Origin of the sequence: Geothrix fermentans DSM 14018 (genome assembly GCF_000428885.1) — a bacterium.
Lineage (GTDB): Bacteria > Acidobacteriota > Holophagae > Holophagales > Holophagaceae > Geothrix > Geothrix fermentans.
The window spans coordinates 24,335-42,288 of the sequence record NZ_KE386810.1 but is presented as its reverse complement, the minus strand read 5'-3'; the positions used below and the strand labels follow the sequence as shown (position 1 = coordinate 42,288).

At 68.4% G+C, this 17,954-nt stretch carries 19 protein-coding genes; 4 read left to right on the top strand and 15 right to left on the bottom strand.

Translation table 11 applies throughout. The annotated features are described in order from the left end of the window. Nucleotides 1–5: 5 nt before the first annotated feature. The 7 genes from mtnP to G398_RS17820 are packed head-to-tail and all read right to left on the bottom strand — an operon-like array spanning nt 6 to nt 7,002. A complete protein-coding gene (gene mtnP / locus G398_RS0110680; RefSeq protein ID WP_026853576.1) occupies nt 6–872 on the bottom strand; it encodes an S-methyl-5'-thioadenosine phosphorylase in 867 nt (288 codons plus the stop codon). Nucleotides 873–886: 14 nt separating this feature from the next. Then, complete coding sequence (locus G398_RS0110675; protein WP_043484841.1) at nt 887–1,576, bottom strand: TIGR04283 family arsenosugar biosynthesis glycosyltransferase; 690 nt, start codon at nt 1,574–1,576, stop codon at nt 887–889. Next, nucleotides 1,567–3,069, bottom strand: a complete 1,503-nt coding sequence (locus G398_RS0110670) for an FAD-dependent oxidoreductase (protein ID WP_026853575.1) — start codon at nt 3,067–3,069, stop codon at nt 1,567–1,569. The genes G398_RS0110675 and G398_RS0110670 overlap by 10 nt, the downstream gene beginning before the upstream one ends. Next, on the bottom strand, nt 3,059–3,775 hold the full coding sequence (locus G398_RS17825) for a TVP38/TMEM64 family protein (protein ID WP_052571825.1): 717 nt from the start codon (nt 3,773–3,775) through the stop codon (nt 3,059–3,061). Before G398_RS17825 ends, G398_RS0110670 begins: the two co-directional genes overlap by 11 nt. Beyond that, nucleotides 3,772–4,872, bottom strand: a complete 1,101-nt coding sequence (locus G398_RS0110660) for an inorganic phosphate transporter (RefSeq protein WP_026853574.1) — start codon at nt 4,870–4,872, stop codon at nt 3,772–3,774. Before G398_RS0110660 ends, G398_RS17825 begins: the two co-directional genes overlap by 4 nt. Next, a complete protein-coding gene (arsS, locus tag G398_RS0110655) occupies nt 4,869–5,828 on the bottom strand; it encodes an arsenosugar biosynthesis radical SAM (seleno)protein ArsS (protein ID WP_026853573.1) in 960 nt (319 codons plus the stop codon). The genes G398_RS0110660 and arsS overlap by 4 nt, the downstream gene beginning before the upstream one ends. Nucleotides 5,829–5,853: 25 nt before the next feature. Beyond that, nucleotides 5,854–7,002, bottom strand: a complete 1,149-nt coding sequence (locus G398_RS17820; protein ID WP_043484838.1) for a methyltransferase domain-containing protein — start codon at nt 7,000–7,002, stop codon at nt 5,854–5,856. Between the two features lie 90 nt (nt 7,003–7,092). On the opposite strand from G398_RS17820, the gene G398_RS0110645 reads away from it, so the two are divergent. Next, a complete protein-coding gene (locus tag G398_RS0110645; protein ID WP_026853572.1) occupies nt 7,093–7,761 on the top strand; it encodes a TIGR04282 family arsenosugar biosynthesis glycosyltransferase in 669 nt (222 codons plus the stop codon). A 90-nt stretch (nt 7,762–7,851) separates the two neighbouring features. Here the strand turns inward: G398_RS0110645 and G398_RS0110640 are convergent, their stop codons facing one another. Further along, nucleotides 7,852–8,748, bottom strand: coding sequence for a LysR family transcriptional regulator (locus G398_RS0110640; protein ID WP_026853571.1), 897 nt, complete (start codon nt 8,746–8,748; stop codon nt 7,852–7,854). A 106-nt stretch (nt 8,749–8,854) separates the two neighbouring features. Here G398_RS0110640 and G398_RS0110635 point away from each other — a divergent pair, with 106 nt between their 5' ends. Continuing rightward, nucleotides 8,855–9,640, top strand: a complete 786-nt coding sequence (locus G398_RS0110635; protein ID WP_026853570.1) for a hypothetical protein — start codon at nt 8,855–8,857, stop codon at nt 9,638–9,640. Next, nucleotides 9,637–10,509, top strand: coding sequence for a peroxiredoxin family protein (locus G398_RS0110630; RefSeq protein WP_026853569.1), 873 nt, complete (start codon nt 9,637–9,639; stop codon nt 10,507–10,509). Before G398_RS0110635 ends, G398_RS0110630 begins: the two co-directional genes overlap by 4 nt. Before the next feature lie 256 nt (nt 10,510–10,765). On the opposite strand, the gene G398_RS0110625 is transcribed toward G398_RS0110630, so the two are convergent. The 4 genes from G398_RS0110625 to G398_RS19750 all read right to left on the bottom strand — a co-directional run bounded on the left by G398_RS0110625 (nt 10,766) and on the right by G398_RS19750 (nt 14,662). Further along, nucleotides 10,766–11,029: a zf-HC2 domain-containing protein gene (locus tag G398_RS0110625; protein WP_026853568.1), complete on the bottom strand. Its 264-nt coding sequence runs from the start codon at nt 11,027–11,029 to the stop codon at nt 10,766–10,768. Further along, entirely contained in the window at nt 11,026–11,643 is a 618-nt protein-coding gene (locus G398_RS17815; protein WP_052571824.1) for an RNA polymerase sigma factor, read from the bottom strand. Before G398_RS17815 ends, G398_RS0110625 begins: the two co-directional genes overlap by 4 nt. An 88-nt stretch (nt 11,644–11,731) precedes the next feature. Further along, the gene (locus G398_RS0110615; protein WP_026853567.1) at nt 11,732–12,421 is read right to left on the bottom strand and encodes a haloacid dehalogenase type II; all 690 of its coding nucleotides are present in this window, start codon (nt 12,419–12,421) and stop codon (nt 11,732–11,734) included. Nucleotides 12,422–12,514: 93 nt separating this feature from the next. After that, nucleotides 12,515–14,662: a serine/threonine-protein kinase gene (locus tag G398_RS19750; RefSeq protein ID WP_052571823.1), complete on the bottom strand. Its 2,148-nt coding sequence runs from the start codon at nt 14,660–14,662 to the stop codon at nt 12,515–12,517. A gap of 574 nt (nt 14,663–15,236) precedes the next feature. Between G398_RS19750 and G398_RS0110605 the strand changes: the two genes are divergently transcribed. Next, the gene (locus G398_RS0110605) at nt 15,237–16,208 is read left to right on the top strand and encodes a cytochrome P460 family protein (RefSeq protein WP_169720652.1); all 972 of its coding nucleotides are present in this window, start codon (nt 15,237–15,239) and stop codon (nt 16,206–16,208) included. Nucleotides 16,209–16,260: 52 nt separating this feature from the next. Here G398_RS0110605 and G398_RS0110600 read toward each other — a convergent pair whose 3' ends face one another. From G398_RS0110600 to G398_RS0110590, 3 genes are all read right to left on the bottom strand, one after another. Then, nucleotides 16,261–16,839, bottom strand: a complete 579-nt coding sequence (locus G398_RS0110600; protein ID WP_026853565.1) for a TetR/AcrR family transcriptional regulator — start codon at nt 16,837–16,839, stop codon at nt 16,261–16,263. Nucleotides 16,840–16,904: 65 nt separating this feature from the next. Next, complete coding sequence (locus G398_RS0110595; RefSeq protein WP_026853564.1) at nt 16,905–17,243, bottom strand: hypothetical protein; 339 nt, start codon at nt 17,241–17,243, stop codon at nt 16,905–16,907. Nucleotides 17,244–17,270: 27 nt separating this feature from the next. Next, entirely contained in the window at nt 17,271–17,831 is a 561-nt protein-coding gene (locus tag G398_RS0110590; RefSeq protein ID WP_043484834.1) for a carboxymuconolactone decarboxylase family protein, read from the bottom strand. Nucleotides 17,832–17,954: the final 123 nt, after the last annotated feature.

Genomic DNA, 17,954 nt, shown 5'->3' with positions numbered 1-17,954 from the left:
CCCAGTCAATACCCGTACTTCCCGATGAGCAGCCTGAGCTTGATCTTGGTGTCTTCCGGGACTCGCTCCGGGGGCGTGACCACGGCCGATTTCAGCGCCGTCAGGGCGGGCTCCTCTGGCGGCGGGCCCTCGGCGATCCGGCCGAGGACCCGCCGGAGCAGGTGATGGGAGGATTCGATGTGGGTCGCCAGCGTGATCAGGATGTCCTGCGCATCAGCGCCCGGCTCCCGGTCGCGCCAGGCGTCATAGTCCGTCACCAGGGCCACGGTGGCGTAGGCCAGCTCCGCCTCCCGGGCCAGCTTGGCCTCGGTCCCCTGGGTCATGCCCACGAAGTCCAGGCCCAGGGCCTGGTGCATCCGGCTCTCGGCGCGGGTGGAAAACTGGGGACCCTCCATGGTGAGGTAGGTGCCGCCATCCCCGATGGGCAGGCCCAGCTCCCGGCCCGCCGCCAGGAGGTGGCCCCTCAGCCAGGCGCTGGTGGGATCGGCAAACCCGACGTGGGCCACGATCCCGCCGCCGAAGAAGGTGGCCTCGCGCCGGGTGGTCCGATCCACGAACTGGTCCGGAAGCCTCAGGCTGCCGGGCGGATGGGTCGCCTGCAGGCTGCCCACGGCGCTGAAGGAGATCACCGCCTTGGCCCCTGCCTGCTTCAGCGCCCAGAGGTTCGCCCGGTAGGGCACCTCGTGGGGCAGGAGCCGGTGCCCCTCCCCGTGGCGGGCCAGGAAGGCCACGGGAACACCCTCCATGGCACCGAGCACCAGGGGGCCGCTCGGAGGCCCGAAGGGCGTCGCCAGCTCTGAGCGCTCCGTGACCTGGAGCCCCTCCATGGCGTACAGCCCACTGCCGCCGATGATGCCGATGGGACGGGACATGGGGCCTCCTCCATTCACCGCGGATTTCCGTACCAGCGCTTCAGCCGCTCCGGGGAGACCCCCAGGCGATCCAAGACGGGAAAGGTGTTCATGCATAGGAAGGCCCGGATCGGGGCGGATTCGAACCGGCGGCCCGAGGTGCGGACCTCCTCGCGGACCGTGTGGACCCGCCCCAGCCTGGCCAGACGGCGGGCCATGGCCAGGTCCTCCATCAGGGGACGGGGCGGGAACCCACCGGCCGCCTGGAAGATGCTCCGGTTCATGAACAGGCCCTGGTCCCCGTAGGGCCGGCGGGTGTAGCGGGAGCGGAGGTCCGCCAGCCGCAGGAGCCGGGCCTTCCAGGTGCCCGTCCAGCGATGGGGCTGGTGGCGGACCCGGAAGGCCCCCGCCGCGATTCCGGGACAGGCCAGGATCCGGTGGATGAGCCGGCTCGCATGGGGGGGAAGCCGGCCATCGGCGTGGAGGAAGAGGAGGATCCACCCTTCCGCCGCCGCGGCGCCCGCGTTCATCTGGGGCCCCCGGCCACCGGAGGCCTGGATCACCCTCGCCCCGCGCGCCTCCGCCAGGGCGACGGTGCCGTCCCGGCTGCCACCGTCCACCACGACCAGTTCCCAGTCCCCGAGCTGCGCGGCGAACTGGTCCAGGCAGGGGCCGATCTGCGTCGCTTCGTCGAGCGTGGGGATGATGACCGAGATCAGCGCCATAGCCGGAACCAGAGCCGGAAGAGCTGCTGTGCCCTCGGCGTGAACCGCCGCTTGAGGGCGAGGTCGCCCAACCGCTTGAAGGCCTCTCCCAGCGTCGGATAGGGGTGGATGATGGTCGAGAGCGTGGACAGGCGCCGGGTGGTGCCGAGCAGAAGGGCCGCCTCGCCCAGGAGGTCGCCCGCATGGGAACCGACCACCGTGATCCCCACCACCCGGTCGGTACCCTTCAACACACGGGCCTGGACGAAGCCCGCTTCGTCTCCGAGCACTCCGCGATCCAGATCGGAGAACTCGACCTTCAAGGCTTCGGTCTCGATGCCCTGCTCCCGGGCCATGGCCTCCGTCAGCCCGACCTGGGCGAGCTCCGGATGGGTATAGGTGCACCAGGGGACCACCTGATCGGCGACCTTCCCGTGCCCGAAGAAGAAGGCGTTGCGCAGGACCAGGCGTGCCTGGGCATCCGCGGTGTGCGTGAACTGGGGCCCCCCCGCCGCATCCCCCGCCACGAAGACCCGGGGGTTCGTCGTGCGGAGCCGGGCATCCACCTCCAGCCGCCGGCCCTCCATCCGGATGCCGGCGGCCTCCAGGCCCAGGCCCTCCAGGTTGAGGGCCCGTCCGGCCGCCACCAGGATCGCGTCCCCGCGCAGCTCGACGGCGCCACGGCCGTCTTCCAGGGCGATGATCCGCTCCTCCCCGCGCCGGGACACCTGGAGGATCCTCGCCCGTTCGTGGACCTGGATGCCGTCGCGCTGGAAGGCGGCGCGCAGGGCCTCCCGCGCGGCGTCCTCGTCCCGCGGGGCCAGGACGCCCTGGTCCACCACGCTCACCTCCGCGCCAAACTGCCGGAAGGCCTGGGCCAGCTCACAGCCGATGGGACCGCCGCCGATGACCAGCAGACGCCGGGGCAGCTCCATCAGCGAGAAGATCGTTTCGTTGGTGTGAAACCCGGCCTCGCGGAGCCCGGGGATGGGCGGCACGACGGCCCGGGCCCCGGTGGTGATGAGCGCCTTCCGGAAGCGGAGGATCGTCTCCCCCACCTGGATCGCCTCCGGCCCGTGGAAGGCGCCTGTGCCGAGGAACACATCCACGCCCAGGTCCCGGAACCGCTCGGCCGAATCATGGTGGGCCAGGGACGCGCGCTTCTCCCGCATGCGCGCCATCAGCCGCGGGAAGTCCACGGTGGCCTGGCCCTGGACGCCCAGGGAGGCCGATTCGTGAATCTGCCGGACCCGGGAGGCGGCCGCGAGCAGCGCCTTGCTGGGCACACAGCCCGCATTGAGGCAGTCACCCCCCAGCAGGCCCTTCTCGACGAGGGCCACCCGCGCGCCCAGTCCCGCGGCCCCGGCCGCGGCCACCAGGCCGGCGGGACCGCCCCCCAGGACCACCAGGTCGTACTTGGCCTTGGGTGCGGGGTTCACCCAGTCCGGCGGCGCCACGAGCTTCCGCAAGGCCTGGTCATGGACGCTGTCGGGAAGCAGGCCTTCAAAGCTCATGGGGTTCCTCTGAGATGGGGTGGGCTTCCACTGGAACCGGAAGGGACGCCGCCAACGCCCGGCGGGCGATCCAGCTGACGCGCAGCGTGACCAGCAGGGTCGCCGCGAGGCCGAGGTACAGCAGCCAGGGCGCCACCGATTGTCCAGGCGCGAGCCCGGCGGCGGCACCGGCCGCGGCGCCGGCACTGACATACAGGAAGGTCCCCGGCAGCATGGCGAGCCAGGAGGCCAGCGCGTAGGGCCCCAGCCCGATGCCCGTGGCCCCCAGGGCGTAGTTGAGCAGGCTGAAGGGAAAGACCGGTGACAGCCGCAGCAGCGCCACGAGCCGCCAGCCTTCACTCCCGATGGCCTGGTCCAGGGCCCGGAATCGGGCGCTCCCCTCCGTCCGGGTCCGCACCCAGCCCCGCAGCAGGGTGCGCCCCAGAATGAAGGCAAGGGACGCCCCCGCCACGCTCGCGGGCGACACCAGGAGCGTCCCGCCCAGCGGACCGTACACCACGCCGGCGGCGAGGGTCAGGGGAAGCGCGGGAAGGCCCAGGATCGTCACCAGCACATAGAGCAGCCCAAAAGCCGCCGCCCCCAGCCACCCCGCGCCCTGGACCCAGTGCGTGAAGGCCCTCAGCCACTCGGTGATCGGGAGGATCCGCCCGGCCAGGAGCACCAGCAGACCCACCGCCAGGGCGAGGAGGACCTTCGACCGCTTCATGCCAGGGCCTTCATCGCCAGGACGGCGGCCGCAGCCAGCAGCGCGGCCAACGGCAAGGTGGCGGTCCAGGCGAGGAGGATGTTCCGCAGGGTGGCCAGGCGGAACTCGCCATGGCTCAATCCCGCACCCACCATGGCGCCGGTGGCTACATGGGTCGTGGAGACGGGAAGCCCCCAGCGGGAGGCCAACAGGACCAGAAAGGCCGTCGTGAGGTTGCCGCCCGCGGCCTCCGGCTCCCGGTGGTCCAGATCCACGATCTCCTGGCTCATGGTCCGGGTCACGCCCTGGGCGAGGAACCATCCGCCCAGAGCCATGGCCAGGGCGACCACCACCACCGGCGCCGACCCCGTGAGCAGGGAGAGCGGCAGGAGCAGGGCCGCGATCTTCGGGGTGTCGTTCAGACCCCGCGAGAAGCTCACCGCCCCCGCCGAGACCAGATGAAGGCCCCGAAGCAGCTTCGTGGACGAGGCCAGGACGACGCTTCCGCTCCCCTCGCACCTCTCGACCGTTCCCGTCTGGAGGGCGGCCTGGCCCAGGGCCGCCTCGCCGCCGGCGCCGAGTTCGACGCCTGGCTGCGCGCAGACGCAGGTCTCTGAGGTCCTGGCGGGGACCATCGCCCGGGACAGGTGGGCCAGGAGCCACGCCGCCCCCATGGCCACCACCGGACTCAGCAGCATGGGGCCCGCCAGCTTGATGGCCAGGACCTTCCACATGAGGGTTCCATGGCCCAGGACGAGCCCTGCTCCCACCAGCGCACCCACCAGCGCGTGCGTGGTGGAGACCGGGAGCCGTAGCCGGGTGGCCAAGGCCACCGTGCCCAGGGCGGCCATGCCCACCGCGGGCAGGAAGGCCGGATGGGCCGTCACCTGGGCGCTGACGAGCCCCTGGCCGCTGAAGGCGCGCAGGAGCGCCCCGCTCCACAGGGCCGCCGCCAGGGCTCCCGCCAGGGTGGTCCAGAAGGCCAGGCCAAGCCCCTGACGCTGGGTGAGCACGCCGCTGCCGATCAGGGTGGCCACGGGCTTCCCGTTGTCGTTCGCGCCATTCGCGATGGCCAGGCCTGCGCCACCCACGAACAGGAATCCGAGCAGAAGACTCATAGCAGGCTCCCGCCGCAGCTCGACCCGCACCCCGCGGTGCAGCCGAAGCAGTGGCGGCCCGTCGTGATCCGGGCCTTGGCGAGGTCTTCGAAGCTCCGGATGGACCAGACATCCGGCGCGCCTTCGGCCGGGAGGTCCAGCATCTGGTTGAAGTCGCAGTCGTAGATCCGCCCGTCGTAGCCGATGCTCACCAGGTTCTGGCACATGAGGTGCGGCACCGCCTCCGGGTTGAAGGCATCCTCCAGGAGCGTCCAGTAGGTCTCCTCTCGGCCGACGCGGCGGAGCTGCTCGCTGAACCGCTTGATCGGCATGTTGGTCACCGTCAGCAGACGGTTGAACTCGATGCCGAAGTCGTCCTTCAGGCGGCGCTTGTACTCCGCCTCCAGGGCGGCCTGGGGCGGCGGCAGGGAGGGCCCCAGCGGGTTGAAGACCAGATCCAGTTCCAGCCCGGAGCCCTCCTGCCCGTAGCCCAGGGCGTTGAGCATGAACAGGCCGCGAAGGCTCTGGTCAAAGACGCCCGTGCCCCGCTGCCGGTCCACGTTCGCCTGGGTGTAGCAGGGGAGCGAGGCGACCACGCGGACCTGGTGGTCGCGGAGGAAGTCCGCAAGATCCTCCTGCCCCGCCACGAAGAGGCAGGTCAGGTTGCAGCGATCGATCACCTCGAGGCCCAGGGACCTGGCCCCGAGCACCAGGGGCCGGAAGACCTCGTGCAGCTCCGGGGCGCCCCCGGTGAGATCCACGGCGCGGATGGCCGGGCTCTGCGCCAGCAGCTCCAGGATGCGCTCCGCCGTCCGAGGCTCCATCCGCTCGGTGCGGAGGGGCCCGGCCTCCACATGGCAGTGCAGGCAGGCCTGGTTGCAATAGCGGCCCAGGTTGATCTGGGCGGTCTCGAGGCGGTCGCGCCGGAGTCCGGAAAGACCGGCAGCCTCCAGCCGCCCCTCGAAGGAGGGGTTCATCAGGGTGTGGGACACGGGAGCCTCCTCAGCAGCAACCGGAAGCGCAAGGGTCGGAACCGGACCCCACGAGTCCCTCTGCGCTCCGGCGGGTGGAGCCGCCATGACAGGCGAAGGGCGGGGCCGTCTCGGGATCGATCGTTTCGACCGGCTCCAGGCGGTGGAAGGCGTCCTGGTAGGGGGCCCGGGTCAGGAGCCGGAAGGTCTTGCCACAGACCGCGGTGGGCACGCCCCGGTCGAACACATGCCCATCGTCATCGGTGATCTGCCTGAAAGGGCCGCGGTAGATCAGGGCCTGCCCCTCGTCCCGGCAAGGCCCGCTCTTGCCCTTGTGGGCGATGACCGTGACGGAGCGGAACTCGATGCCATCCACCTCCCGCCAGGGGGTGGCGTCCCGCTTCTCCAGGGTGATCCCGTGGAACCCGGCCCGCTCGAAGGCGGCGAGGAAGGCCTCCTCCTGGAAGGCGCCGGAGATGCAGCCGCTCCAGAGCTCGGGATCCCGACGCAGGGTCTCGGGCACCTCCCGGCTGGAGACGATGTCCGAGATGACCGCCCGGCCACCCCGCTTGAGCACCCGATGGATTTCTTCGAACAGCTTCGCTTTCTCGCCCTGGCCCACCAGGTTCAGCACGCAGTTCGACACCACCACATCCACGGATTCAGAGGCGACGAGGGGGCGCTCCCGCCGCAGGCGCCGCACTTCTTCGTGGAAGCGCTCGAGGGAGTTGAGGCCCCGCACGGGATGCGCGGCAAGCCAGGCCTCGACTTCCGTCAGATCGAGCTCAAGGTCCTGGATCCGCCCCTTGCGGAACTCGACATTCGCGTATCCGATGGCGCCGGCGACCTCGCCCTGGGCCTGGCGCGCCAGGGCCAGCATGTCGTCGTTCATGTCGATGCCGATGACGTGGCCGGAAGCGCCCACGATCTGCGCGGCGATGAAGGCGATCTTCCCTCCGCCCGAGCCGAGATCCAGCACGACCTCGCCTTCACGCACATGGCGCGAGGGATCGCCGCACCCGTAGTCCCGATCGAGCACCTCCTGCGGGATGACCTTCAGGAAGGTGGGGTCGTAGTCCACGGGGCAGCAGAGGGCCTCTTCCCGCGCCTGCGCGCCCGCGCTGTAGCGCTGTTTGACGGAATCTTCCACCTCGAGGCTGCCGAGCGCGGGAGTGTTCATCCGGATCTCCTTGGATCGAGATGGGGTGACGGCTGGAAGAAAGGTGTTACATCAAATCCGGACCGGGCATCCCAGTCGTGGAGGGATCCCGTGCCGCAGTCCCGCTGGGTGATCGTGTTCGCCAAGGCCCCGGTTCATGGCCGGGTCAAGACCCGGCTGGCCTCTCAGGTGGGCGAGGCTGCGGCCACGCGGATCTACCGGCGGATGGCCGAGCGGTTGTGGACCATGCTGCTCACGGCCAAGGCAGAGGAAGGGTTCCGCCTCGGCCTCGCATTCGACCCTCCCGGGAGTGCCGTGGCGATGCGAGCCTGGCTCCCGCGGGCGGACGCCTACCTTCCCCAGGCCGCCGGGAACCTGGGAGACAGGATCGCAGAGGGCTGCGGATTCGCGCTGGATTCCGGGGCCAAGGCCGTCACCGTGATCGGTTCCGACTGCCCAGGGCTTTCGATGAGGCACCTGGCCCAAGGCTTCGAGGCCTGCCGGAGCCGCCCCTTGGCCCTGGGGCCCGCGGATGACGGCGGTTTCTACGCGCTCACCCTGACCCCAGAAGCCCGTGCCCTGCTGCCCCGGTTGCCGGCCCTGCCCTGGAGCAGCCCCCTCACCGGGGCCCGCCTCCTGGAATCGGCTTCGCGGCTGGGGCTGGAAAGCGCGCTGCTGCCTCCGCTCCGGGATCTGGACACACTGGAGGATCTGGCCTTCCACCGGCGCCTCTTCCCCTGGATCGACGGGTTCAGCGATCCGGGCCCTTGTCCTTTTTGAGGGCCGTCGGCACGCAGAGCCTGGCCGCCTGATCGCTGGGGCCACAGGCTCGGTGAGGCCACTCTTCTCCCGGGAAGCAGGGGCGAACCGTCAGCCCAGGCTCGCCATGGCCTTGCGGATGATGTCCAGGGCGGCTTTGACCCTTGGAATCCGGTTGCGGCCCTTGGGGAGCAGGGCGTGGATGGGAGTGGATCCCCAATGCCAGCCAGGAAGCACCCGTTCGAGGGTTCCAGATTGGACAGCGGCGCTGAGCGCTGACATCAACTGGATGCCGATGCCGGCTCCGGCGAAGGTGGCTTGGACCAGGACGCTGCTATCGCTGGTTTCAAACCGGCCCCCGATGGGGTACCGCTTCGGCCTGCCTCCGGACCTCTGCAAGGCCCAGTGGGTTTCCGGCCTGTCGCGCAGGACCCGGAGGCACTCATGGTGGACCAGGTCCTCGGGAACCTGCGGGCGCCCATGCCGCTCCAGGTAGCTGGGAGCGGCGGCCAACCCCCAGCGGAGGGGCCCCAGCGGGACCGACACCAGGGTGCTGGCCGGCGGGTCGCCGAGGAAGACGGCGAAGTCCAGGTTCCATCGGACCGGATCGAGGAACCCGTCAGCCACCCGCAGCTGGAGCCGCAGGCCGAGATGATCTGACAGCATGCCTTGAAGCAGCTCGATCAACCTGGGACAGACCATGTCGTGGTGGATGGCGATCCGCAGCGTCCCGGCGAAATCGTCCTCGCCGGAAAGCTCGCGCTCCGCCTCTTCCAGCTCATCGAGGATGCGGCGGCACCGGGTATGGAACAGGTGCCCTTCATCGGTCACCGACAGGCGCCGGGTGGTGCGGTGGATCAGCCGCCGCCCCAAGCGAGCTTCCAAGACGGCCAGCCGCCGGCTGATGGCGTTCGGCGTCAGGCCGAGGCGTGCCGCAGCCGCGGCCAGACTGCCCGATTCGACGATCGTCACATAGGTCAGGAGTTCTTCGAAGTTGGAGAGGGCCATATGATCCACCAAATTTGATGATGAGTATTTAACAATTGCCAACGATTGTAATGGCAATAACGCAAACCCAGACTTTGGACTTCACACGAGCCCAAGGAGGCCGCACATGCGCTCTACCCTCACCCGAACCCCAAGGCTGGCAGCCACCGCTTTGGCCGCTTTCCTGTCCGCCCTGGCGGGCCCCCTGGCCGCCACGGCTCCCACCCTCGCACCGCAGGGTTCCATCCCGGCTCCTGCGGGGGATACCAAGCTGGTGGCCTTCCTGTCGATGAATTCCGGCTTCGGGCCGGCGGACCATGACGGCTACGAGCGCCGGATCGCCCCGATCGCTGCGTCCCACGGCATGCTCCGGGAAGGGGCGTTCACCCTCGAGAAGTTCCTGGGCGGGAGCGGACCGGCCAAGGCATCCACCTTCGGGGTGTGGTCCCTGGAAACACCCGCCAGCCTGCCGGCGGTCATGTCGGACGCCGGCTACGCCGCGGAGGTTCCTCTCCGGGACCGTCTCCATGACATGCAGGCGAGCAAGATGTACCTCGTCAAAGAGGAGTACGTCGCGTCGACGCCAGCCAAGGGCGGAGTGGTCCTCGTGGGGATCATCGCGATGAATCCCGGCTTCGATTTCGCCGACCACGCCAGCTACGAGAAGACCCTCGAGGCCATCACTTCCCGGCACGGGATGAAGCTGATCAAGGCCTATCGGGTGCTCAAGCAGCTTGGTCCGGGCTCCGAGAGCTCTTTGAGCGTGAATATCTGGTCGCTCACGTCTCCCGAGTCCCTTGGGAAGGTGATGCAGGATCCGGATTACCAGGCGCTGGTACCGTACCGGGACCGGATCCACAACATGGCCGAGACCTCGATGTACTTCGCCATCCCCAGGAAGGAGGCGCAGTGAACCGCTTGAAGTCGATGTTCATCGGGATCTACCCGATGGCGGCCATGGGAATCGCCGGCTATGCCGGATGGAAGGCCTATCACACCGGGGAGGCCCTCCTGTGGACCGGGCCCCTGATGACCACCTTGCCTTTCATGGCATTCCTTTCCCGGATCATGATGTTCAAGAATGTCGCCCGGACCAGTGGAACGTTCCCGGGATACAACGCTCTCGCGCTCCTCGGCGTCCTGTTGGCCGGCTACTCCGGCTGGAGGAGCGGATCGGATGAGCGGTTCGTTCCCCTGTTCCTCGCCAGCATCGGGGCCGCCACCTTCGCCTTGTACAGTCTCTGGTATTCCCGGCTTGGCCGGAAACCAACCCGCAAATTCCAAGTCGGGAACGTGTTCCCGGATTTCGGATTGAGAAAAACCGATGGTTCGACTTTCCACACCCGTGAACTGCTTGGCGACCCTGCCCTGATCTTTTTCTTCAGGGGGAACTGGTGCCCTCTCTGCATGGCTCAGATCAACGAGGTCGTGCAGCAGTACAAGGCGATCGCCGCCACAGGCGCCAGGGTGGTCCTCATCAGCCCCCAGCCGCATGAGAACACCCGGGCATTGGCCAGACGGTTCGAGGTCCCCTTCGAGTTCCTGACCGATGAAGGCAACCGCGTCGCCCAGGCGCTCGACATCGAGATGAAGAATGGGCTCCCCATGGGCATGGGCCTCCTTGGCTACGGGCCGGATACGGTATTCCCCACAGCCATCGTTCTGGACCCGAAGGGGACCATCCGCTGGCTCGATCAGACGGACAATTACCGTGTCCGCCCAGATCCCGGAGTCTTCCTCCCGATCCTGCGCCAGTTCGCGGCCTCCGGGTCCAAGACCTGACCTCCGGATCCACTCGATCGAGAGGGCTCCAAGGCTCAAGGGAGGGGATCCCATCCCCTCTCTTGAGCCTTCACCATGGCCGTGCAGAGATTCACGCGCCAGAATCGGCCAGACGAAGACAGTCCATGAAGAGGTCCCGAATCGAGGCGTAGGGGGCCATTCCGATAGAAGGCACTGCTGCCACGGCCTTTCGCCCCAGCATCTCCCCGGGGCTTTCCGGCCTATGGAACCCGCCTCTTCCCCTGGATCGACGGGTTCAGCGATCCGGGCCCTGGTCCTTTTTGAGGGCCGTCAGCACGTGATCCAGGGCCGCCCGGGCCTCGGGAGGGGCCGCAGCCGGGGGGGCGATCAGTTCTTTCGCCAACCTGGACAGCTTCAGCAGGCGCTGATGCAGCCCCGTGCAGGCGTCGCACATGGCCATGTGGACCCGGATGCCCAGGCGCTTCCGGTACGGGAGGGTCCCCTCCATGTAGTCCGTCATGGAGGAGGCGACTTCAGCGCAGGTGGGAAGGCCCATCATGAGACCCTCCCGGTGAGCACGGGCTTGAGGCGGGCCTGCAAGAACATGCGCGCCCGGTGGAGCCGCTGGCGGACCACCGTGGGAGTGATTTCGAGCAGGGCGGCGATGTCCTGCGTATCCATGTCTTCGATGTCTTTCAGCACAAATACCACCCTGAGCGTGTCTGGCAGCAGGTCAAGGGTCCTCGTCATGCGCGCGCGGATCTCTTCCCGCTCGAGTTGCAGCGGCGCGTCCGGCTCCACGCTCCATTCCGGAAGGGCCTCCGCATCCATGGGGCGACCATTGTCCTCCCCTTGTGACACCATATCCTCCATGAACTGCTCCCGCAGCCGCCGCCGGGTCCGGAGGGTCTGGAGCGCGGCGTTCACGCAGATCCGGTAGGCCCAGGAACTGAACTGGCTGCGCCCCTCGAACCGGGGCAGGTCCTGGTAGATGGACAGCAGCCCGTCCTGGAGGGCATCCTGCGTGTCCGCCGGGTCCTTGACGATCCTGAGGATGGCGAAATGGAACATGGACAGGTGGGGAGCCACGAGGTCATGGAAGGCTGCATGGTCCCCGCCCGCAGCCCTCTGGATAAGGGTCTCCGATCCCTCGATGGTTTGCTGTTCGGCCATGATGGGGCAAGTATGCCTCAGATGGCGCGCTTCTGGCTGAGGGTTGTCGGGCGGCGGTCGGAGTTCCGCCCGCCGGGGCGCCTTCCTGTCAGATTCCGAGGAGGTCCGGCAGGGAGGACAGATCGCGGATCTCGCCATCCGGCGGCATGGGGATGCGCTCCGGGGGCTGGCCGAACCGGTTGCACCAGAGGGTGGTGAGCCCGAAGGCCTTGGCAGACCAGGCGTCCCAGCTGTTGGAGGACAGGAAGCAGATCGCCCGGGCAGGAACCCCCAGGCGGTCGCAGGCCAGGCCATAGACCTTCGGATGAGGTTTATAGACCCCGACTTCCTCCACGGACAACACCGCGTCGAAATAGGCCCCGATCCCCGCGTTGGCCGTCGCCGCGGCCAGCATGGACGGGGTGCCGTTGGAAAGGATGGCGAGCTTCAGGCCCTTCGCTTTGAGCCGGGCCAGCGTGGCGGGCACTTCCGGGTAGGCCGAGATGCCCAGGTAGAGGTCCATCAGGCGCTGATGGAGCCCCTCGTCCCCGATGCCCAGGGTGGCCATGGCATAGTCCAGCGCCTCGCCGGTGACCTGCCAGAAATCCGCATGATGCCCAGCGAGTCCGCGCAGCCAGGTGTACTGCAGCTGCTTGGTGCGCCAGAGGTCCGAGAGCGCCCGCCAGCGCTCCCCGAGGGCCGCCTGGGCGCCCCGCGCCACGCTGTCCACCTCGAACAGGGTTCCGTAGGCGTCGAACACGCACGCAGACACGCCCTGAAAGGCCGAGGATGGACTCATGGGATCCTCCCTGCTCCCGGGGCTGCCCGCCCTGGGGTTCCAGCATGACCGCGGGTCCCCGGGCGGGCGAGATGGGATCTCCCCGGGGGCCGGTCAGGCATGGGCGGCGACTTGATGAAGCAGTGAGATCACCTCTTGAGCGGTCGCCGGCCTGCTCTCCTTCGCCCTCGCCATCAGGGCCCGGACCAGGACCGCGAACTCAGCCGGCAGGCGGGGGTTGGCCTCCCTCGCATCCGGGGGGTCCATCTCCATGTGAAGGCGGAGCAGGCCGATCCGGTCCTCCGCCTGGAAGGGGGCCATGCCCGTGGCGAGTTCGTACATCACCACACCCAGCGCATACAGATCCGTTCTCGGATCCACCTGATCCCCCAGCACCTGCTCAGGAGCCATGTAGCCTGGGGTTCCGAAGATCTGCCCCTCCGCGTCGGTCCCCCGGCCGCTCACCGGAGCGGCGAGACCGAAGTCCATGAGCTTCACCTCGCCCTGGGCGTCGAACATGATGTTGGAGGGCTTGATGTCGCGGTGGACCACTCCCTCGGCATGGGCGGCCTGGAGGCCTTCGGCGGCCTGGCGGCCGATGCGAAGGACCAGGGACAGGGGGAGGCGCTTCCGGTCATCCAGGAGCTGGCGGAGCGTGGTGCCCTTCAGGTACTCCATGGTCACGAAGGGGATCCCCTCGGACTCTCCGAAATCATGGGTCCGGAGGACGTGCCTGTGGCTGATCCGCCGCGCCAGCTTGATCTCCCGTTTGAGCTGTTCCAGGAACGCGGGGTCGCCCACAAGCTCGGGGCGGATGACCTTCAAGGCGACATCCTCATCCAGATCCATGTCATGGGCCTTCATCACCAGGCCCATGCCGCCGGCGGCGACGATCCGGTCGATGCGGTACCGGTTCGAGAGCGTATCCCCGACCTGGAGGTCGAGCTTCCTGGACCCGGCCGGTCGCTTCAAGGGACCCGTTTCACCCCCTGGAGCACGCCGGATCTGCTCCGTGGCGTCCTGTCCGGTCGGGGTCGCCTCCGTGGAGCCGAGAACACCCTGGCTGGATTGGGTCTTGCGCAGCCCCTCCAGGGCTGAGAGCAAGTCTTCCTTCGCCTTGAGCTCGGACAGGAGCACCCGGAAACCCTTGGCCAACGCGCCGACTTCATCCTGGCGCACGGGATGGGGGAGGTCCGGACGCCCCCCCTCCGCAAGCGTTCCCACCGCCGCGGTCAGCCGGGCCAGCGGAGCAGTCACGCTGCGCGCCGTGCTCAGGGTCAGCAGGAGGGCCATGGCCAGGGCGGCGAGACCGACGGCCAGGATGACGCGTTGCAGGTTCTGGAAGGGCCGGAGGAAAGGATCGAGGGGAATGATGATGAGCTTGGCCACCCCCAGGGCGTCCGCGCCGATCCCCTTCATTCCCACGACCATGGCGAGCTGCGGCCTGCCCTCCAGCATCAGCGGGATGGGCCTGGAACGCCCTTCGGCAAGGCCCGCCCGCAGGGCCGATTGGCCTGCGGCCCCGTGGAGCCAGGCGGCCAGGGCCTCCTTCTGGGCTCCAGGAGGCGCCGTGGTGCCCACGATCTCCCCACCGGCGATCAAGGTCGCGTGGGAGGCGGGATCCGAGGGGCGAAGGCGCACCATGGACTGCCGCTGCAGCAGGGTGGCGGCCTGGTCATCCAGCCGGTTGGCCACCACCATGACGCCGAGGAACTCGCCGTCATGGCCCCTGAGCCGGCGGGCGACCCCCAGGTACGAGCCCTGATAGGAGCCCCCATCGATCTTGAAGAAGCCCCGGTAGGTCTGGCTCTCCCGGTCGCGGCCGGGAACCTCCTCGGCGTGCATGGCCTTCTCCACGATCCCCACGTCCGTGTAGTCCTGCTTGAACCCGTCCGTGGTGCAGCTCAGCAGGGCCCCCGTGGGCCGGATGACCATGGCCACGTCGGACTTCAGGATGGCCAGGTTGCTCAGCAGGCTCTCCCGGACCGTGGCGAAGTCCTGGTGCTCGATCCCGGTCATGTTCCGGTTGTAGGCCGTGAACACATCCAGGCCGGCCTCCAGGATCCGCCCTCGGTTCTCGAAGCTGCCCTCCATGATCTGGGCGCTGACCATGATGCCGCTCTCCGCGCTCTCCAGGGCCTGTTTGCGGCTCTGTGAGCGGGCCACCCAGAGCACCACGCCCACGAGCCCCAGCACGGTGAGGGCCGTCCGCAGGAAGAACCGGGTGGCAAGCGAGCGGTGCCACGGCACGGATGTCGTCATGGGGCCTCCTGGGCGAATGCGATGGAATTTGGATGCGCGCGCCCACGGCCCGCCGCGTGACAGGGCGATCCGGGCCCGCCGACGCGGGGCTCGTCCCTTCCCGCTTTCCGGGCCCCGCGACAGGCGGCGCGAGGCCAGGCAGGGAACCCCGGCCTCGGAGCCCCGGAAGGATTCCGTCCAATCCCATGTCACGGCGGGAGGAACCGGGCCACCCCAGATCCCGGGAGAAACCCTTCGCGAGCGGCTTCACCAGACCATCGGGCCATGCGGGCCGCGGGGCTCGAGGTGATCCCTCCGCGGCGCTCCCTGCGGCGTCACACCAGGATGGAAGTTTTGACGCAGATCAAAGCTGGGCGCCGCGCCGTGATTCGATGGCATACGTCCGTGCCGCCGGCCACCTCCATCCATACCTGACCACCGCAGCCTCAGCGGCCTAGACCTCCTGGGGCCTGGGACCGGTCTGGGCATCCAACCCGGGAACGGCGTTCCCATCAGCAAAGGAGGGCCCATGGCCTTGCACGGACTTTTATCGACCAAGCCTCCGCTTCCCCCGGTCGCGCTCGCGTTCGGGATGATGGCCCTCGTGGCGTGCGGAGGAGGGAGCGGCAGCGCGCCTGCCAGCCCCGCCGGAAATACCGGTGGAGGTGGAACCAACAGCGGGACCGAATTCATCGCCTCCGCCCAGGACGTGGCCAAGTACGGCACTTGGAGCGCGGTGGACTACAGCATCGGGGGCACGAATCCCGCGCTGGGCAGCGCCCACATGGGACCCGACAATGCCTTCTCGCGGCGGATCTTCAAGAGCGCCTCCGCGGTGCCTTCCAGCTCCGGGTATCCCGTGGGGAGCATCCTCGTCAAGGAGACCTTCACCTGGCAGAACGGCGTGAAGACCTTCCCGGCCACGGGGGGCGTCTTCGCCATGGCCAAGCGCGGCGGGACCTTCAACCCACAGGGGGGCGGCTGGGAGTGGCTCGCGCTGTCGAACGACGGATCCCAGATCATGGCCCGGGGCGGGGCGGACATGATGAGCGGCATGTGCAATGCCTGCCATACCTCGGCCGCGGCCCAGACCGGGGGCTCGGATTTCGTGTTCCCCCACCCCTTCGAGTACGCGGCCGCCGCCACGGATTTCGCCAATTACCGGAACTGGAGCCTCATCCAGGACACCACCACCGTGAGCCCCTACCTGGGCGGCGCCCACAAGAGCTCGGACTCGACCGCCGTCCGGCGGATCTACAAGAAGCAGCTCCTTGCCAACCCGGACACCGCCCAGGCGGGCTATCCCGTCGGCACGATCGTCGTCAAGGAGATCCAGCAGAACGGCGCCGTCACGGAGATCACCGCCATGGTGAAGCGCGGCGGGACCTTCAACAGCGCCAACAACGGCTGGGAATGGTTCACGCTCGATCCCGCCACCACCGGCATCATGGCCCGGGGCGCGGATCTCATGAGCGGCATGTGCAACGGCTGCCATTCCCTCGCCAAGACGTCGACCATCGGCGCCGACTACGTCTTCAAACATCCGCTCGATCCGTTCAACCACTAGGCTCGGATCATCCACCGGCGGGGGGCCGTTCCAGGCCCTCTGCCGGTGGCTGTCACAGAAGCGCCAACGCTCCCCGGACGACCTGGTCGAGGGTCTCCGGGTCGGGGTTGGCCCGGGCGAGGACGCGGATCCCGAGCAGGGCAGCCAGCAGCTGGGCCGCCATCACCTTGGGGTCACGATCCCGGGACAGGTCCCCCCGGGACAGGGCGGTTCCCAGAGTCCGGAGAAAGAACTGCTCGATGGAGCCCAGCTTGGCCCGTACCTCCCGCTCGATGTCGGGGTCATGGGGGCTCATCTCCAGCGCAGTGTTGACGAGGAAACAGCCCCGGCGGACGGGATCCGCCGCACAATCCGCAGCCATGGATTCGAAGAGGCACCGGACCGCCTCCAAGGGCGGGTGGTTCCGCTCGAGGTCATCGAGGCGGCGGCCGAGGATCTGCGTGTCGTACCGCTCCAGGGCGGCCAGGAACATCGTCCGCTTGTCCCCGAAGGTGTTGTAGAGGCTGCTGAGGGAGACCCCCAGCCGCGCCGCCAGGTCTCGCATGGACGTATCGTTGAATCCGTGGCTCCAGAACTGGTCCAGGGCCAGGTCGAGGGCCGTTTCACGGTCGAATTGGAGTTCGCGGGCCATGGCTGTTCCAGACGCCCCCGGGCGCGACGGATCGCGCCGGGGGCTCATGTCCATCCTAGCCGCGCCTATTCGACGCTGAATTCATACCAGGGTGTGGGATTGATGGGGCAGCGGTAGCGGTAGTCGCCGGGTTCCAGCGCGAGCTTGATGGTCCGGCGCTCGCCCGGCTTGAGCGGGAACTTCTCCAGGGTCTTGCCCGTGGCTACGGACTGGAGCTGGAAGCCCGCCAGCTTCCCGGACTTGTTCTCCACGGTGACGGAGAACTCGCCGGCCGACAGACCCGCCAGAGTCTCCTTGGCCGAGAAGTAGCCGTTGTGCTCGGTGAGGGTGATGGCGCCTCCCGGCGTTCCAGCCTGGAGGGCCAGGGCGAACAGGGGCAGTGCGAGGATGCGGAGGATCTTCATGGGGTCTCCTTGAAGGGGTTGGGGGAATCAGGCCCGGACCGCGCCGGTCCAGGCCAGGGGGGCGAAGGCCGCGTCCAGCGGCGTTTCCGCGAGGTGGTTCAGGTAGTTGCTGAGGGTCTTGTGGGAGACGAACGCCACGACCTCGATGATCTGGCGCGGGCTGTACCCCGCCGCGCGGAAGGCCTCGACCTCGGATTCGGGCGCCCTGCCCTGGCGCTCGACCAGAACTTCCGTGAAGTGGCGGAGGGCCTGGAGCCTGGGATCCACCAGCGGAAGGCCGTCCCGGATGGCCTGGATGTCCGCCTCCGGCACCTTGCCCATGGCCGACGCGGCCGAGTGGGCGGCCACGCAGTAGGCGCAGCCGTTCGCCCTCGACACGGTGAGCCAGATCAGGTTGCGCTCCGCCAGGGTGAAATCCGTGCCCTGAAGGACTTCCGCGAACGAGGTGTAGGCCCTGAGGGCGGCGGGCGACTCGGCCAGGATGCCGTACAGGTTCGGCAGGAAGCCCATGCCTTTCCTGGCCTTTTCCAGGATGTCCCTGGAACCCTCGGGAGCCGATTCGAGGGTGTGGATGGTGAAGCGGGTCATGATCCCTCCCAGCGCCATGACGGAGGCGCAGGGACTGGGGTGATGATTATGAAACGATCGTTCCAAATGTTTTTTGGCTTCCCTCCTGTGCGGGGAGGAACCTGCGCTTCCGTTGCCCCAGCA